Genomic DNA, 16127 nt, shown 5'->3' with positions numbered 1-16127 from the left:
CTTGGGATTCCTCTGCTGGACAGCTGCGGCCGGACGGTGGGGCACGGCGGGTTCGGGAGCACGGAGGCGGGCGTGCGTCCCCGAGCGGCGTACGTCTGACATGCGGCGAAGACGCGGAAGCGGACGGCGGGGCCGGAACGAGGGGGCCCGGAGGACAAAAGGGAGCGCCGGCCCGTCGGGGGAACCGGGCCGGCGCGCTCGGGGTCAGGACGCGAGCGGGGCGCCCTCGTCCTGGCTCTGCTCCATGCGCAGGCGGAGGCTGAGCGGACGCATGTCGGTCCAGACCTCCTCGATCCGCTGGAGGCACGCCTCCTTGGGGCCCTCGGTGCCCTCCGCGTGCCAGCCGGCGGGAAGGTCACGGTCGGCCCACCAGATCGAGTACTGCTCCTCGTCGTTGCGGACCACGCGGTAGGCGCGCTCGTCGTTGTGGCTCTCACTCATGGTGGCTGACTCCCTGTCGGATGATGATGCGCCGGCCGCCGCGCGGCCCACGCCCGGTACAACTGTTCGGGTGGCGGCTATATCGCGCCCATACGGCCCATACGCCGGATCGATGCGCCTCAGCCGCGGCGGTTTTTCAACTCGGCGAGGAATTCCAGGCTTTTCAGGGTCTGCTCGGTGCCGACACCGAAGTCGACCAGGCAGCCGATCTCGTCGACGCCGACCTCCTGGAGGAGATCCACCACCCGCTCGCCCTGTTCGACGGTGCCGAACATGCCCTGCCGCTCGAAGAACCGGGTGAACCCGCGCTCCACGAGATAGGCGACGTCGGACTCCTTGATGTCGGCGGAGTCGAAGGTGCCCGGGCGGTTGCCGATGGAGCCGGAGATCAGCCCGAACGAGGTCTTGAGATAGCCCGACAGCGGGCCCCGGACCAGCTCGCGGACCTCCTCGGTGGAGGAACCGAGGAACGTGTGCAGCATCAGCACCACATGCCCCGAGCCCTCCGCGTGGTGCGCGCGGTACGACTCCCGGTAGGCGGCGATCTTCGTGCGCAGCTCGTCGATGTCCTGGCTGAGCAGATGCGTGAGGACGCCGCCGCCCTGCGCGCCGGCCTTGCGGAAGGTGTCGGCGCTGCCGGCGCTGGTGATCCAGAAGGGCAGCTCGGGCTGGACCGCCGGCGGGAAGACGCGCACCTCGGCGGGTTCGTTCTTGCCGTCGGGCAGCGTCACCGACTCCCCGCGCCACAGCCGGCGCACCGTCTCGATCGTCTCGTCCATCACCTCGCGGCGCGTGCTGTGCGCGTCGGGCCGCATCACGAAGTCGGCCGGGTGCCAGCCGGAGGCGAAGGAGATGCCGACCCGGCCACCGGAGAGGTTGTCGACGACCGACCAGTCCTCGGCGATCCGCAGCGGGTGGTGCAGGGGCGCCACCACGCTGCCGGCCCGGATCCGGACCCGCTCCGTGGCCACGGCGAGCGCCGCGCCGGTGACCGCCGGGTTGGGGTAGAGGCCGCCGAAACGGTGGAAGTGCCGCTCGGGAGTCCAGACGGCGGTGAAACCATTGCGGTCCGCGAACCGGGCGCCTTCCAGGAAAAGTTCGTAGCGATCCGCGCCGCTCGTGTCGTCACTGTCGTTGGCGAAATAGAAAAGGCTGAAATCCACCTCGGCTCCTCGGTCCGAATCGGGTGCGCAGGGCGTTCTCCGCACCCGACGAAGACCGTAGAAGCCGGGGATATCGGTGCGGTTTCACCCTTCTATCGGCGGCCCGGCGAGGGCCGCGGGTCCGGTCAGGCGCCGCCGAGTGCGAGCAGCGCCGCCAGGTCGTCCTCGTCGGTCAGCGGAACGTCGGCGACCCGCCGTCCGGGATCGTCCGCCGCCGCCCGCAGGAAACGCTCGTAGCACCGGGCGAAGCGCTCGACGCTCTCGTGGTCGAACAGGTCGGAGTCGTAGGTGAGCACCCCGACCAGACCGTGCACGCCCTGGTGCAGGGTGAGCATCAGGTCCAGCTGCCCCTCCTGGCTGGGTTCGTCGATACGGCTGACCTGCAGGCCCGCGATCTCGGCCGCGACGCCCTCCGGTTCGCCCGGCGCAGGCGGCGGGAACCGCGCGTCGAGGTCGCTCATCTGCAGCAGCAGCGCGCCCAGCCGCACCAGCGGCCCGCGCCGGCCCGGCAGCACCGCGCCGGCCGGCAGCCGGACGTGCCGCATGCCCTCCAGCAGCTGCCTGCCGCTCTCCCCGGCCAGCGCCGCGAAGGTGGTGTCGGCGTCGACCCGGACCCGGACCGGGATGCTGTTCAGATAGCAGCCGAAGACCGCGCGGTCGGGGCGGGCACGGGTGCTCGCCGGGGTCCCCACCATGATGTCCTGCTCACCCGTCCAGCGGGCGAGCAGCGCCAGGTAGGCGGCCAGCAGCAGCGGATAGGGCCGGGCGCCCACCGACTTGGCGGCCCGCTGGAGATCGTCCGACAGCACCGCGAGGTCCAGCCGTACGGTGCCGCCCGTGTGGCTGGGCACCGGCGGCCGGGGCCGGTCGGTGGGCAGCTCCGTGGTGACGGCCCCGGCCAGCAGCTGCGACCAGTAGGCGTGGTCGCGCCGCCCGGCCGGGGTGCCGGGGTGGGCGGCCTCCTCCGCGACGTACTCGTCGTAACCGCGGGCGATGTCCGCCAGCTCCGGTTCCTCGCCGGCCACCAGGCAGCGGTAGACGGTGAAGACCTCGTCCAGCAGCAGCGAGTACGAGGAGAAGTCCCCGGCGATGTGGTGCACGGCCAGCGACAGCGCGAAGTCGTCCGCCGCGCGCCGGTACAGCAGTGCCCGCAGCGGCCCGGTGCGCTCCAGGGCGAACGGCAGCCGGGCCGCCTCGCGCAGCAGACCGAGGAGCGCCTCGTCGCTCGTGCCCGGCACGTCGATGATCTCCAGCGCGGCGGGCGGCTCCGCGCGGGGCAGCCGTACGGGTTCTCCGGCCACCTCGGCGAAGCACGACCGCAGCATCTCGTGCCGGCGGCAGACCAGGTCGAGGGCGCCCGCCAGGGCGGCGGTGTCCAGCGGGCCGCGAATCCGCAGGGACAGCAGCATGGTGTAGGCGTGCCCGGCCGGGGCCATGCGGTACGCCGTCCACAGCGACTGCTGGGCCGCGCTGAGCGGCCTGGGCTCACTCACCACGACAGGCCCCCGTCCACCTGGAAGACCTGGCCGGTGATGTAGCCGGCCCGCTCCGAGACCAGGAACGCGACCAGCTCGGCCACCTCCTCGGGCCGCCCGAAACGGCGCATCGGGATCGAGCCGAGCAGGTCCTTGGCGACCTTCTCCGGCAGCCCGGCGGTCATGTCCGTCTCGATCAGTCCCGGCGCCACCACGTTGGCGCGCAGCCCGCTGCGTCCCGTCTCCTTGGCGAGCGCCTTGGTGAAGCCGATGATGCCCGCCTTGGAGGCGGAGTAGTTCGTCTGGGAGGCGTTGCCGTGGACGCCGGCCACCGAGGACAGCGTGACCACGGCGCCCGTGCGGCGGCGCATCATGGAGTAGGTGACGGCCCGGCACAGATTGAAGGTGCCGTCCAGGTTGGTGCGCAGCACCTCGTCCCAGGACGCGTCGGGCATCCGCGCCAGCGGCGCGTCGCGGATGATGCCGGCGGCCGTCACCAGGACGCCGACGGGACCGAGGGTCCCCTCGACGTCCTGGACGAACCCGGCGACCCCCGCCCGGTCGGTGACGTCGACGCGGCGGGACAGCACCCGCGCCCCGTGCTCCCGGGCCTCCTTGGCCGTGGCCTCGGCGGCCTCGTGGTCGGACGCGTAGCAGAAGGCGATGTCGTGGCCGTCGCGGGCGAGCCGCGCGACCACCGCGCGGCCGATGCCGCGCGAACCGCCGCTGATCAGCGCCACCGGCCGGTTACCGGTCTCGCTCATGTCGTCTCTTCCTCGTTCCCGTGTGTCGTGGGGCTCAGCCGGGCGGCGCGCCCAGCAGCGCGGCGCCGACCCGGCCGTCGGCCACGAAGGTGATCAGTGCCGGTGCCCGCAGGGGACGCGGGCCGTTCGCGGCGAGCGCCGCCGCGACCTGGAACGCGGGCGCGGCGGAGCCCGCGTGACCCAGCCGGTGCCCGGGGGCCAGCTGCCGTACGGCGTCCGGCCCGCCGAACAGCCCGTCGAGCGCGCTGTCCTCCTGTTCGCCGAGCGGCCCGTCCGGGTCCGAGCGGACGACGAGGGTGATCTCGTCGGCGCCGGTGCGGGCGTCGTCCAGCAGATCGGTCACACAGCGGTGGAGCGCCTTGCCGGCCTCCCCGCCCGAGCGGGGGTGATACGCCCGGAACCGGGTGCCGAGCAGCGTGGCGAGCGGGGTGCGGCCCCGCGCCGCGGCGCCGTCGGCCGTCTCGACGACGAACAGCGCGCCGCCCTCGGCGACCGGCGGGGCCGCGCCCTCGCCCCGGTGCAGGGCGTCCTCCAGCAGCACCCGGTCCTCGGTGTACTCCTCGGCCGCCCCGGCCAGCAGCACCTCCGCGCGGCCCTGGCGCAGCAGCCTGGCCGCCTGCCCGAGGACGAGCAGCCCCCCGGCGGGACCCGCGGTCAGCGTGGTGTTGGGCCCCTTGAGACCGTGCACGATGGCGCTGCGGCTGGCCGCGCAGTTGACGGCGGTCGAGGGAAAGCGGGCCACGTCCACGTGGAAGGGCAGCCGCTCCCGGTAGGACCGGCCGGTGAACTCCAGGCCGGTCCGGTGGCTGCCGGAGGTGGCGAACACCATGCCGGTGTCCTCCGGGGCGCTGCCGAGACCGCCCCCCTGCTCGGTGAGCAGCAGTTCGCTCAGCCGCAGGGTGAGCCGGGTGAGCCGGTCCAGCGAGCGCAGGCCCCGGGTGCCCGGGTACTCCATCGAGAACCCGGGCACGATGCCCGCCCGCACGGGCGTGCCGGGCACGAACTCGCTGTCCACCGTGGCGATGGCCTCCGTCCCGGCGGCCAGCCCGGCCCGGAAGGCGTCGGCGCCCTCCCCCCAGGGGGACAGCGCCGACCAGGCGGTGATCACCGGCCGTCCGGCCGTGGTGGTCGTCATGAGGCTTCCCCCGCTCCGGCCGCCCCGGGACCGTCGTAACGCCCGAGGACCACGACGGCGTTGTTGCCGCCGAAGGCCATCCCGTTGTTCTGGGTGACGCGCGGCCGTGCGGCCACGGCCACGTTGGGCACGCAGTCCACGTCGCACTCCGGGTCCTGGGTCCGGTGGTTGATCGTCGGCGGCAGGAAGCCCTCCGTCATCGCCAGCACGCAGGCGATGGTGCCGAGGGCGCTGGCCGCGCCCAGGGTGTGCCCGAGCATCGACTTCAGGGCGCTCACCGGGGGCAGGTCCGCGCCGAACACCTCGCGCAGGGCGGCCGTCTCGACGATGTCGTTGGCCTTGGTCCCGGTGCCGTGCGCGGAGACGTAGTCGACGTCGGCGCCGCTCACCCCCGCGTCCCGGTGCGCGGCACGGACCGCGCGGACCACCCCGTCGCGGTCCGGAGCGGTCGGGTGGTGGGCGTCGCAGCTCAGTCCGTAACCCAGCACCTCGGCCAGGATCCGGGCGCCGCGCGCCAGCGCCGCCCCCAGCGGCTCCAGCACGAGCATCCCGGCGCCCTCCGCGACGATCATCCCCTTGCGGTCGGCGTCGAAAGGCCGGCACAGGTCCGGGGACATCGCGCCGAGCCGGTAGAAGCCCGCGAACGTCTTGCGGGACAGCGCGTCCGTGCCCCCGCACAGCGCCACGTCCGCCTCGCCGTCGCGCAGCGCGTCCAGCCCCTGGCCCACCGCGTAGTTGCCCGCCGCGCAGGCGGTGGGCACGGTGACCGACTCCACGTCCTCCAGTCGCAGTTCGTTGACGACGGCGTCGGAGAGCCGCTCGGCCGGCGTGCGCCGCGCGATGTCCGGGTCCGGGCGCACCTCGCCCCCGCGGTGCCGCCGCTCGGCGAGCTGGTCCACCTCCTTGGTGCCGCCGTCGGTCGTACCGACCGAGACGAGCACCCGCCGGTGCCGCAGTTCCTCCTCGTCGAGGCCGGCTTCCTGAACAGCCAGCCTGGTGGCCGCCACCGCGAACTGGGCGGCCCGTCCGTACTCCCGGGGGTCTTCGGCGCGGAACCAGTCCGCGGCCTCGAAGCGGCCGACCTCGCCCACGTTCCAGTGCGCGAAGCCGGCGCGTCCGAACTCCTCGAGAGGGCCGATCCCGCTGCGCCCCGCGCGCAGCGACCGGGCGAATTCGGCGGTCCCGGTGCCAAGACCGGAGACGACGCCCATTCCGGTGACCACGACCCGCCGGTCACCCGCCCTACGGCCGGCGGTCACTTCGCTTCGGACTCCGCGACGACGGCGTACACGCCGTCCAGGTTGGTCATGCCTTCGATGGGTGCCGCCGACAGGTCGAAGCCGAGGGTCCGCTCCATCTCGGCCAGGATCTCGATCGTGCGGAGCGAGTCCGCGTCGAGGTCCTCGACGAAGCGGGTGGTGTCGGTGACGTCGGCGGGGTCCACTTCGAGGACGTCGCAGACGATCTTCTTGATCGCCGCTCTGGTCTCCGCGCTGAGTTCCTTGCCCGCTCTGGTAGCGCTCATGTCGATCTCCCGGTCTTCTCGGTGGAGAGCTCTCGGCGAGCTCATGGAGATCCTGCGACGACGAGCTATTCGCGCCCTATAAATGGCCCTCAATCACCCTTTGGCTACAGCGGGTTGGCCGACAAGTGACTGTCCGGTGCGTCAGGTGCCTGCTACACGCACCCACTCATGGCACGACGGCGGTCCCGGCCCGGTCGCGGAACCGCCGTCTACGTGACGGGCGCCCGGGGTCGCCGGGCGGCCCGCTCACTCCGTCGTGGTCAGCCGGACCGCGGGGGTGCGCAGCGCCACCCAGGCCGGCAGCACCGTCGCCAGCAGCGCCACCACCACGCAGGCACCCGCGGTCACCGCGAACGGCAGCCCCGGCAGCGTCACCCGCGTGCTCACCACGAGCTGCTGGAGCCCCGCCCACAGTCCCGCCGCGTTGAGCGCGACCACCACGGCGGCCATCACCACACCGGTGCCGGCCACCAGCACACTCTCGCCCGCGACCATGCGCAGCAGCTGCCCGGGCGTCGCACCGCCCAGGCGCAGCACCGCCAGTTCACGGGCCCGCTGCCCGGTCGACATCGTCAGGGTGTTGGCCACCGCCACCCCGGTGTACAGCATGGCGATGCCGCCGACGATCAACAGGGCCATCCGCGTCTGCTGGTTGACGGTGTCGTCCACCGCGGCCCGGTACCCGGCGATCGGCACCGCCCGCGCCGACATGCCCCGCACCGCCGTGCCCAACTCCCGCTGCACGGCGGCCCGATCGGCGCCCTTCGCCAGCTTGACGTACATCGCGTCCGGCAGCGCCCGGCCCGCGTACCTCGGGGTCAGCACCGCGGCGCTGCCGCCGGCGCTCGCCTTGGTGACGGCGACCACCTTCAGCCGCTTCTTGGTGCCGTCCGCGAGCCACACCGTCACCGTGTCGCCGACGTGCCGGTTCCAGGTCTCGTCCACGATGATCGACCGGTCGTCCAGCCCGCGCGCGTCACCGTGCACCACCGGCAGCGTCAGCAGACGGCCGAGCGCCTTCGGATCGACGGTGAGCGCGTCGTACGGCAGCAGCGGAGCACCGGCCGGGAACACCAGCAGATTCGGGCCGGGGATCGTGTACACCCCGGTCGGCACGGTGGTGGCCGACTCGATGCCCGGCACCGCGCGCACCTTGTCCACCACGGCCCGGCTCAGGCCCGGCGTGTGATCCGGGGCCACCACGAAGTCGTTGGCGCGCACCCGCTCGTACGCCTCGCTGCGGGCCACCCCGGACAGCGTGCCCGAGGTGCTCCACAGCGCCGAGAACAGCCCCACCGTGATCAGCACCGGCGCCACCGTGGCCGCGGTACGGCGCAGCGCCGTCACCGTGTTGGCCTGCACCAGCATCGGGCCCGCGCCCCGCAGCGCCGTGAACGGCGCCGTCACCACCCGCACCACGAACGGGATGACCACCGGGCACAGCAGCGCGCCCGCCACGATCAGGGCCGGGGCCGCCATCGGGGTGATGTCGCCCCAGTAGGCGGGCGGCAGCAGCGGCGTGGCCAGCAGCAGCACCCCGCCGACCGCCAGCGCGGCGATCCCCGCCAGCCAGCGCAGGGCGTTCATCGCACGCCGTTCGACCGCGGACTCCCGCAGCGCCTCCAGCGGGCGGATGCGGCCCGCCCGCACCACCGCGACCCCGGAGCCCAGTACCGCGAGCAGCACGCCGATCAGGAAGGCCAGGACCAGCACCAGCAACGTGCTCCAGCCCAGGCGCACCCGGAACCACTCCGGCGCCAGCCCCCACGCGCTCATCCGGCCCGCCAGCGCCGGCCCGCCGGCCAGCCCCAGCAGACAGCCCGCGGCCGAGGCCACCGCGCCCACCAGCGCCGCCTCGGCCAGCACCAGCCGGCCGACCTGCACGGGGGTCGCCCCGGTGGCCCGCAGCACCGCGAGCTCCCGGCGGCGCTGGGCCACCGAGAAGGCGAACGTGGTGCCGACGACGAACGCGGCGACGAACGCGGCCACCCCGGTCGCCATGCCGAGCATGGTGGAGACGCCGACGAGGGCCACCTCGTCGGCGTGCGCCCGCGGGTCGGCCTGGACGCGGTCCGCGCCGGCCAGCACCTGGGCCCGGTCCTCCACCGCGGTGCGCACCTTGTCCACGTCCCCGAAGGAGACCAGCGCGTCCACGCGCGGGGACAGGGCGGCGGCCTCGGCGTCGGAGAAGAACAGGGCCGACTCGAAGGAGACGTCGTCCGTGACGCCGGAGACGGTGAAGGGACGCGGCCCGGACGCCGTCAGCACGGTCACCCGCTCGCCGGGCGAGGCCCCCGACCTCGCGGGCACGGCCACCTCGCCGGCCCCCGCCGGCGCCTGGCCCCGCACCAGCCGGTACCCGCCGAACGCGGCGGACGACCAGGGGTGCCCGACCTGGTCGGACGGCCCGGAGCGGGGCGTGCCCGAGCCGCCGAGCTGGGCGTAGAAGGTGCGGTCGGCGACGGCCTTGCCGACCGCGGTGACATCGCGGACCAGCGCCGGCGCGAGGCCCTTCGGCTCCTTCAGCGGCTCGCTCTCGATACCGCCCCAGGGATCCGACATGCTCAGGTCCGGTTCACCGCGGACGATCACCGGGGCGTTCGCGAACCGGCCCGGGCCGTGCTCGTGCGAGGTGACGCTCGCCGCGAGGACGAGCCCCATCGTGGACAGCAGGGCGGCGCCGAGCATCAGCGCGATGAAGGTCCCGGTGAAGGCGGACAGCCGGCTCCGCAGCGTGTACCAGGCAATGTTCAGCATGAAAGTGGGCTCTCCAGTTGGTGCGAGCGCGCGGCGGCGGTCAGCCGGCGACGAGTACCTTCACGTCTCCGGCGAACGTACGCGCCTTGATGTGCCGCTCGCTGCTCGAATCCGTTTTCACCTCCACCTTTTTCGACCCCAGCGTGGTCGAGGCGGACACCTGGTAGCCGCTGTCCGGCACATGGAGGGTGACGTTGCCGCCCTTGGCGTTGACGTCGACGTCGTCGGGCGCCTTCGACCAGGACGCGTTGATGGCCCCGCCGCCCGAACTCGCCGTCAGGTGCCCGGCCGCGAGGTTCTCCGCCTTGACCTCCCCGCCTCCGCTGGAGGCGTCGACGCCTCCGGAGACGCCGTCGAGGTTCACCGTGCCGCCGCCGCTGTGCAGCGAGACGGCCACCCCGCGGGGCACCTCCACCCGGTAGTTCACCGTGCAGTTGGCCGAGCCCAGGCTGCTGCCGCAGCTGGTGGCGACCTTGAGGTGCAGATTGCCGTCGCGCACGAAGTGCTCGGTGCTGGGCCGCTTGCCGCTCTTGTACTTGAGGTTCTCGGTCACCTGGACGCCGTCGCCGTCGCCGGCGACCACGTCGATGTCACCGCCCGCCGAGTCGACGGTCACACCCGTCACCTTGTCCTTGACGTCGAAGGAGCGGGAGTCGGAGTCGTCGTACTGGTCGCATGCGCTCAGCACGGGGGCCACGGCCAGCAGCAGGGCGCCCGACACCAGGAACGCACGGAAACGGATCTTCATCGAGGAGGCTCTCCAGTGGGGGGAGGGGTGGTCACGGCGCCCGCCGGCAGGTCGGCGACGCCCAACAGATAAGAACGCCGCACTTGTTCAGGCGGGTGCTTGGGCCGCGCTCATTGGCAGAAAGCCGTCCACGCGTGTCCCGATTCCGAACTCCTCGGCCTGCCGCGTCACCCACTGGGCGAGCGCCATGTCCAGGATGCCGAGACCGAACGGCGAGAACACCGTGACCCGCCGCGGATCACGCCGGAAGGCAGCCGGGTCCCGCAGCAGCGCGCCGATCTCCGCGTCGACGAACTCCCGCCCGCCGGACTCCTGTTCGGCCAGGTGCAGCGAGGTCCGCTCACGGCACACGTGGTCCGTGTCGTCGACGACGTTCTGCGCGCCGAGCACCGCCGCCGCGGTCAGGTCGCGCAGCGACACGTGCAGCACCGTCGTACCGGGGGCCGCGGCCGAGAGGTCCGCGTGGGGCGTGCCCGCGGTGGTCGCGAAGGAGACCAGGCGATGGGCCGCGACGGCCTCCTCGCAGGTGGCCGCGAACCTGATCCCGAGACCCGGCACGACCCGGCGGGCCTTCGCGGCGAACGCCCGGGCCCGCTCCGCGTCCAGGTCGAACAGCGTCACCTCGATCAGCGAGGGCAGCCGCGCCTTGGTGAACCGCAGCACCTCCAGGTTGATCGGCCCGGCCCCGATCAGCGACATGCCGCCCGGCTCCGCCTCGGTGCCGAGCAGCCCGGCCGCCAGGGCCGCGGAGGCCGCGGTGCGCTTGGCGGAGATCAGCGACGCCTCCAGGAACGCCTGCGGCGTCCCGTCGTGCATGGAGTTCAGCACGATGCTGGCGCTGGCCCGCTCCCGCCCCCGCGCCACGTTGCCCGGGAAGCTGGCGATCCACTTCATGCCGGCCACCGACCGCTCGCCGCCGAGGTGGGCGGGCAGCCCGATGATGCGGTTGCGGTCGTCGCCGGGGAAGCGGAGGAAGACCGAGTGCGGCAGCGCGGAGCGGCCCTCGTCGTGCAGCCGGTAGGCGTCCGCGACCAGCGAGAGGACCTCCGGCTCCTTCCCCTTGAGAATGTCGCGCACCTCGCGGTGGCCGATGATCAGCACAGCACGGTCTCCTTCCGTGTCGCGGGGCCGGTGGTGCGCGAGGTGCCGCGCGGGCCCGTGAGGGCACCACCGCCCGGGCCGCGATCCGGCTCCTTCCAGAGGTGGAAGACCTCGCCGAACCGCTCGCGCACCCAGGCGTCGTCGTAGATGGTGTCGAGATAGCGGTCGCCGCCGTCCGGCAGGATGAGGACGACGTTCGAGCCGGGCCGCACGGTGGGGGCCAGCCGTTCCAGCGCGGAGACCACGGCGCCCGAGGAGCCGCCGGCGAGGATGGCCTCGCGCCGCACCAGCCGCCGGCAGCCCACCACGCACTCCAGGTCCGTGACGTGCACGACGTCGTCGGCGTCCGACGGATCGAGCAGCGGCGGCACCACCGAGGCGCCGTGCCCCGGGACCAGCCGGGCACAGGACACCGGAGAGTCGAACAGCCGGCTGCCCACCGCGTCCACCGCGTGCACGGTGGTGCGCAGCCCGGCGGTGCGGATGTACTCGGCGCAGCCGCTCAGCGTGCCGGTGGTGCCGACCGCGAGCACCAGATGGTCGATCTCACCCCCCAGCTCCTCGGCGATCTCCCGCATCGTCGACTGGTGGGCGAGGGAGTTGAGCGGATTGGCGTACTGGTCGGGGCAGTAGGCGTGCGGGATGCGCGCGAGCAACTCCGCGACCCGGCGCAGCCGCTGCGGCAGCAGCTCCCCGGTCTCGGGGTCCGGCTGGGTGACGACCTCCACCTCCGCGCCGTACGCGCGCAGGATCCGGATGTTCTGCTCGGTCGTCCGGGCGTCCACGACACAGATGAGGCGCAGCCCGAAGTACCCGCAGATCTGGGCGAGTCCGATCGCCAGGTTGCCCGAACTCGACTCCACCACGGTCGACCTGCCCGGCACCAGCTCACCCGACCTGATCCGGCCGAGGACCATGCTGAGCGCCGACCGGTCCTTGACGCTGCCGCCGGGATTGAACCGTTCGGCCTTCGCGTAGACCCGGGAGGTGAAGCCGGGTACCAGACGCTCCAGTTCGATGAGCGGAGTACCGCCCACCGTCGAGAGGATGCCCTTCAGCCCCGGTGCGGGGGACGGGCGCCCTACGGCCGCTTTCCCTTCGTCGTACGGCATCGTGTGCAAGCCATCCTCGGTTGCGGGTGTCGGCGGTCCGTCGGCTGGTCACCGCAAGGACGCGCGACGGCGGTGCCGGCCCGACCACCGTCGAGCAGGCCTTCGGCACCCACAGGCTGACCGGGGACGCTATATCCGCTCCATACGTCCCGCGTTGGACGGCACATAGAAGCGGCATAGCAGCGCTGGCGACTCTGTCTGGCATCGGTTGCCCCGCTGGCCTGAAACCGGCCACCGGACGTAGCGGCCGATCCGTCCGCCATCGCTTACCTCCGGAGGAGAGAGCCGCTCATGACCGGCGAAGACAGGCGTATCAAGAAGGTCGTCATCCTCGGCGGAGGTACGGCCGGTTGGATGACCGCCGCCTACCTCGGCAAGGCCCTGCAGAACACCGTCGAGATCACGGTGCTGGAGGCCCCCACCATCCCGCGCATCGGCGTCGGCGAGGCCACCGTACCCAACCTCCAGCGTGTTCTCTTCGACTTCCTCGGCATCAACGAGGACGAGTGGATGCGCGAGTGCAACGCCAGCTTCAAGACAGCCGTGCGCTTCGTGAACTGGCGCACCGAGGGCGCGGGCCAGGCCACCGCCCGGGAGCTGCCGCAGGGCGGCCCGGACCACTTCTACCACCCGTTCGGCCTGCTCCCCGACTACGACCAGACGCCGCTTTCGCACTACTGGTACAAGAACAAGTACGAGGGCCTGACGGACGAGCCGTTCGACTACGCCTGCTTCCGCGAGCCCCCGGTGATGGACGCCAAGCTGTCCCCGCGCTGGCTCGACGGCCGGCACGCCACCCGGTACGCCTGGCACTTCGACGCCGCCCTCGTCGCCAAGTTCCTGTGCCGGTTCGCCACCGAGAAGCAGGGCGTGCGGCACGTCCAGGACGAGATGACCCGGGTGGAGCAGGACGAGCGGGGCTTCGTCACCGCCCTGCACACCGCGTCCGGCAAGGTCCTGGACGCCGACCTGTTCGTCGACTGCTCCGGCTTCCGCGGCCTGCTGATCAACAAGGCCATGGCCGAGCCGTTCATCGACATGAGCGACCACCTGCTGTGCGACTCCGCGGTCGCCACCGCCGTCCCGCACGACGACGAGGCCAACGGCGTCGAGCCGTACACCTCGGCGATCGCCATGTCCTCCGGCTGGTCCTGGAAGATCCCGATGCTGGGCCGCTTCGGCACCGGCTACGTCTACTCCAGCAAGTTCACCGGCAAGGACGAGGCCACCCGCGAGTTCAGCGAGATGTGGGGCCTGGACCCGGAGAACCACGAGTTCAACCACGTCCGCTTCCGCGTCGGCCGCAACCGCCGCGCCTGGGTGAAGAACGTGGTCGGCATCGGCCTGTCCTCCTGCTTCGTGGAACCGCTGGAGTCGACCGGCATCTACTTCATCACCGCGGCGATCTACCAGCTCGCCAAGCACTTCCCCGACCGCAGCTTCAACGAGACGCTCATCAACCGCTTCAACCACGAGGTCGAGGCGATGTTCGACGACACCCGCGACTTCATCCAGGCGCACTTCTACTTCGCGCCGCGCAACGACAGCCCGTTCTGGCGCGCCAACAAGGAACTGACGCTGCCCGAGAACATCCGGGAGAAGATCGACGCCTACCGGGCCGGTCTGCCCGTCAACTCGCCGGTCACCGACGAGTCCACCTACTACGGCAACTTCGAGGCCGAGTTCCGCAACTTCTGGACCAACGGCAGCTACTACTGCATCTTCGCGGGCCTCGGCCTGGTCCCCGACGCGCCGCTGCCCGCGCTGTCGTACAAGCCGGAGTCCGTCATCGGCGCGCAGCCGCTGTTCGAGCGGGTCAAGCGCCAGCAGCAGGACCTGCTGGACACGCTGCCCACCACCTACGACTACCTGCGTCAGCTCCACGGCACCTCCTGAGCCCCGCACCCCCACCCGCGGCCCGTTCGCCTCGCCGGCGACGGGCCGCGTCCCCTTCCGGCGTCATCCCAACGGAGTGACCCATGCAGAATCCGCTGTCCGCCCCGGCGCGAACGAGCGCCGACACCGCCGACGAACCCGACATACGTCCGCTGATGTCGTCCTTCCCGAGCGGGGTCAGCATCGTCGCGGCCCTCGACGCGGAGGGCAACCCGCACGGCATGACCTGCTCCTCGATCGCGAGCGTCGCCCTGTCGCCGCCCACCATCGTCGCCTGCCTGCGCACCGCCAGCCACACCACCCGGGCCGTCCGGGAATCCGGCCGGTTCGCCCTCAACCTGCTGCACGAACGCGGCCGTGCCACCTCCGAACTGTTCGCCTCCGGCGCCCCCGACCGGTTCGGCCGCGCCGAGTGGCGGCTGCCGCTGGACGCGTGCGGGCCGCATCTGACGGACGCCGCCCACACCATCGCCGACTGCCGGGTCAGCCGCACCATCGAGGTCGGCGACCACACCGCGGTCCTCGGCGAGGTCGTGGGCATCACCGTCGTCGACGAGGCGCCCGAGCCGCTGCTGTACGGGCTGCGTCAGTACGCGGCCTGGTCCGCGGTCACGGCCGCGGTACCCGGGGACGCGCCCACGGACCGGGAGGAAGGAGCCGGCCGTGTCGGCCGCTGAACCGCTGTCGGCGGTGCTGGTCGCCGTACCGGCGGTGATCCTGGCCTGCCGGGCGGGCGGCGCGCTGCTCCAACGGCTCGGCCAGCCGGCCGTGGTGGGCGAGATGTGCGTCGGCATCATGCTCGGCCCCACCCTCCTCGGCAGGCTCTGGCCGGCCGCGGAGCACTGGCTGCTGCCCCCGTCCGTGCTGCCGTTCACCGATGTGCTCGGCCAACTCGGCCTGCTCGTCTTCATGTTCCTGATCGGACTGGAGCTCGACCTCGGTGTGCTGCGCGGCCACCGCGGCACCGCCATGGCCATCGGGCAGGCGTCCATCGCCCTGCCGCTCCTCCTCGGCGCGGGGCTGGGCCTCGCCATGTACGGCTCCCAGGCCCCCGAACACGTCGCCCGGCTGCCGTTCGTCCTGTTCATCGCCGTGTCGATGAGCATCACGGCCTTCCCCGTGCTGGCCCGGATCCTCGCCGAGCGGGGACTGTACGGCACCCGGGTGGGCACCCTGGCCATGGCCTGCGCCGCCATCGGCGATGTGACCGCCTGGTGCCTGCTGGCCCTGGTGGTCTCGCTCGCCGCCGGCACCTCCACGCTGGACGCCGTCAACACCGTCGCGCTCACCGCCGGGTTCGCCGCCGTGCTGGTGTTCGGACTACGGCCGCTGCTCGCCCGCTGGGTCCGCGACGAGCGGCGGAGCACCGGTCTGCGGCACGAGGCCGTCGTGATCGCCGTGCTGTTCAGCGCGGTGTGCCTGGCCGGCCTGGCCACCGACCGGATCGGCGTGCACACCATCTTCGGGGCGTTCCTGCTGGGCACCGTGATGCCGCGCGGCACCCCCGCCGTCGAGCGGGCGGCCGGCCAGCTGCGCTCGGTGGCCGTGCCGCTGCTGCTCCCGCTGTTCTTCGTGCAGACCGGCCTGCGCACGGACCTGGGCGGGCTGCACGACGCGACCGAGTGGTTGTGGGCCGCCGCCATCCTGCTGCTGGCGGTCGCGGGCAAATGGGGCGGCGCCACCCTGGCCGCCCGCGCGGTCGGCCAGGACACGCGCTCGGCCGCCGCCATCGGCGTCCTGATGAACTGCCGCGGACTCACCGAGCTGATCGTCCTGAACATCGGCTACGACATGCACGTCATCAGCGCCGAGGTGTTCACGATGCTCGTCCTCATGGCCCTGCTCACCACCGCCCTGACCGGCCCGGTCCTGACCCGCCTCCACCCCGCCACCACCCCGGCCCCCACCCGGCCGGAACCATCGGAACCCAGGGACGGCGCTTTGACGTGAGGGGGTTGGGCGTCCCCTGGGGGTGCGAGGGGATGACCCGGCCCTTCAGGGGGGCAGGCA

General features: G+C 72.6%; 14 protein-coding genes. 3 read left to right on the top strand and 11 right to left on the bottom strand.

All coding sequences use genetic code 11. The features are described 5' to 3' along the window. Positions 1 to 204: 204 nt before the first annotated feature. From HZZ00_RS27690 to sbnA, 11 genes are all read right to left on the bottom strand, one after another. Entirely contained in the window at positions 205 to 441 is a 237-nt protein-coding gene (locus HZZ00_RS27690; RefSeq protein WP_070021915.1) for an MbtH family NRPS accessory protein, read from the bottom strand. Positions 442 to 560: 119 nt separating this feature from the next. Beyond that, positions 561 to 1604 carry a MupA/Atu3671 family FMN-dependent luciferase-like monooxygenase gene (locus tag HZZ00_RS27685; RefSeq protein WP_180328994.1) on the bottom strand — a complete coding sequence of 348 codons (1044 nt, stop codon included), beginning with the start codon at positions 1602 to 1604 and terminating at the stop codon, positions 561 to 563. Positions 1605 to 1729: 125 nt separating this feature from the next. Then, on the bottom strand, positions 1730 to 3097 hold the full coding sequence (locus HZZ00_RS27680) for a condensation domain-containing protein (protein WP_180328993.1): 1368 nt from the start codon (positions 3095 to 3097) through the stop codon (positions 1730 to 1732). Next, entirely contained in the window at positions 3094 to 3843 is a 750-nt protein-coding gene (fabG, locus tag HZZ00_RS27675; RefSeq protein ID WP_180328992.1) for a 3-oxoacyl-[acyl-carrier-protein] reductase, read from the bottom strand. Before fabG ends, HZZ00_RS27680 begins: the two co-directional genes overlap by 4 nt. Positions 3844 to 3877: 34 nt before the next feature. After that, positions 3878 to 4978, bottom strand: coding sequence for a beta-ketoacyl synthase N-terminal-like domain-containing protein (locus HZZ00_RS27670; protein ID WP_180328991.1), 1101 nt, complete (start codon positions 4976 to 4978; stop codon positions 3878 to 3880). Further along, positions 4975 to 6189, bottom strand: coding sequence for a beta-ketoacyl synthase (locus HZZ00_RS27665; protein ID WP_180333742.1), 1215 nt, complete (start codon positions 6187 to 6189; stop codon positions 4975 to 4977). Before HZZ00_RS27665 ends, HZZ00_RS27670 begins: the two co-directional genes overlap by 4 nt. Before the next feature lie 44 nt (positions 6190 to 6233). After that, positions 6234 to 6503, bottom strand: coding sequence for an acyl carrier protein (locus HZZ00_RS27660; RefSeq protein ID WP_180328990.1), 270 nt, complete (start codon positions 6501 to 6503; stop codon positions 6234 to 6236). Between the two features lie 246 nt (positions 6504 to 6749). Then, positions 6750 to 9260: an FtsX-like permease family protein gene (locus HZZ00_RS27655; protein WP_180328989.1), complete on the bottom strand. Its 2511-nt coding sequence runs from the start codon at positions 9258 to 9260 to the stop codon at positions 6750 to 6752. Between the two features lie 40 nt (positions 9261 to 9300). Continuing rightward, a complete protein-coding gene (locus HZZ00_RS27650; protein ID WP_180328988.1) occupies positions 9301 to 10008 on the bottom strand; it encodes a DUF4097 family beta strand repeat-containing protein in 708 nt (235 codons plus the stop codon). Between the two features lie 87 nt (positions 10009 to 10095). Next, on the bottom strand, positions 10096 to 11109 hold the full coding sequence (gene sbnB / locus HZZ00_RS27645) for a 2,3-diaminopropionate biosynthesis protein SbnB (protein ID WP_180328987.1): 1014 nt from the start codon (positions 11107 to 11109) through the stop codon (positions 10096 to 10098). Next, positions 11103 to 12221: a 2,3-diaminopropionate biosynthesis protein SbnA gene (sbnA, locus tag HZZ00_RS27640; RefSeq protein ID WP_180328986.1), complete on the bottom strand. Its 1119-nt coding sequence runs from the start codon at positions 12219 to 12221 to the stop codon at positions 11103 to 11105. Before sbnA ends, sbnB begins: the two co-directional genes overlap by 7 nt. Positions 12222 to 12512: 291 nt before the next feature. On the opposite strand from sbnA, the gene HZZ00_RS27635 reads away from it, so the two are divergent. The 3 genes from HZZ00_RS27635 to HZZ00_RS27625 all read left to right on the top strand — a co-directional run bounded on the left by HZZ00_RS27635 (position 12513) and on the right by HZZ00_RS27625 (position 16067). Next, a complete protein-coding gene (locus tag HZZ00_RS27635) occupies positions 12513 to 14117 on the top strand; it encodes a tryptophan halogenase family protein (RefSeq protein WP_180328985.1) in 1605 nt (534 codons plus the stop codon). Positions 14118 to 14200: 83 nt separating this feature from the next. Then, a complete protein-coding gene (locus tag HZZ00_RS27630) occupies positions 14201 to 14794 on the top strand; it encodes a flavin reductase family protein (RefSeq protein ID WP_180328984.1) in 594 nt (197 codons plus the stop codon). Continuing rightward, the gene (locus HZZ00_RS27625; RefSeq protein WP_180328983.1) at positions 14781 to 16067 is read left to right on the top strand and encodes a cation:proton antiporter; all 1287 of its coding nucleotides are present in this window, start codon (positions 14781 to 14783) and stop codon (positions 16065 to 16067) included. The genes HZZ00_RS27630 and HZZ00_RS27625 overlap by 14 nt, the downstream gene beginning before the upstream one ends. Positions 16068 to 16127: the final 60 nt, after the last annotated feature.

Source organism: Streptomyces sp. NEAU-sy36 (genome assembly GCF_013423905.1).
Classification (GTDB): Bacteria; Actinomycetota; Actinomycetes; order Streptomycetales; family Streptomycetaceae; genus Streptomyces; species Streptomyces misionensis.
Note: the sequence above shows the minus strand (reverse complement) of the source record. Positions and strands in the feature narration are given on the sequence as shown.

Coding starts and splice junctions, on each gene's coding strand:
- fabG (WP_180328992.1), bottom strand. CDS start 3,843: ATGAGCGAGACCGGTAACCGGCCGGTGGCGCTGATCAGCGGCGGTTCG.
- HZZ00_RS27690 (WP_070021915.1), bottom strand. CDS start 441: ATGAGTGAGAGCCACAACGACGAGCGCGCCTACCGCGTGGTCCGCAAC.
- HZZ00_RS27650 (WP_180328988.1), bottom strand. CDS start 10,008: ATGAAGATCCGTTTCCGTGCGTTCCTGGTGTCGGGCGCCCTGCTGCTG.
- sbnA (WP_180328986.1), bottom strand. CDS start 12,221: ATGCCGTACGACGAAGGGAAAGCGGCCGTAGGGCGCCCGTCCCCCGCA.
- HZZ00_RS27665 (WP_180333742.1), bottom strand. CDS start 6,189: ATGGGCGTCGTCTCCGGTCTTGGCACCGGGACCGCCGAATTCGCCCGG.
- HZZ00_RS27655 (WP_180328989.1), bottom strand. CDS start 9,260: ATGCTGAACATTGCCTGGTACACGCTGCGGAGCCGGCTGTCCGCCTTC.
- HZZ00_RS27630 (WP_180328984.1), top strand. CDS start 14,201: ATGCAGAATCCGCTGTCCGCCCCGGCGCGAACGAGCGCCGACACCGCC.
- HZZ00_RS27670 (WP_180328991.1), bottom strand. CDS start 4,978: ATGACGACCACCACGGCCGGACGGCCGGTGATCACCGCCTGGTCGGCG.
- HZZ00_RS27635 (WP_180328985.1), top strand. CDS start 12,513: ATGACCGGCGAAGACAGGCGTATCAAGAAGGTCGTCATCCTCGGCGGA.
- HZZ00_RS27660 (WP_180328990.1), bottom strand. CDS start 6,503: ATGAGCGCTACCAGAGCGGGCAAGGAACTCAGCGCGGAGACCAGAGCG.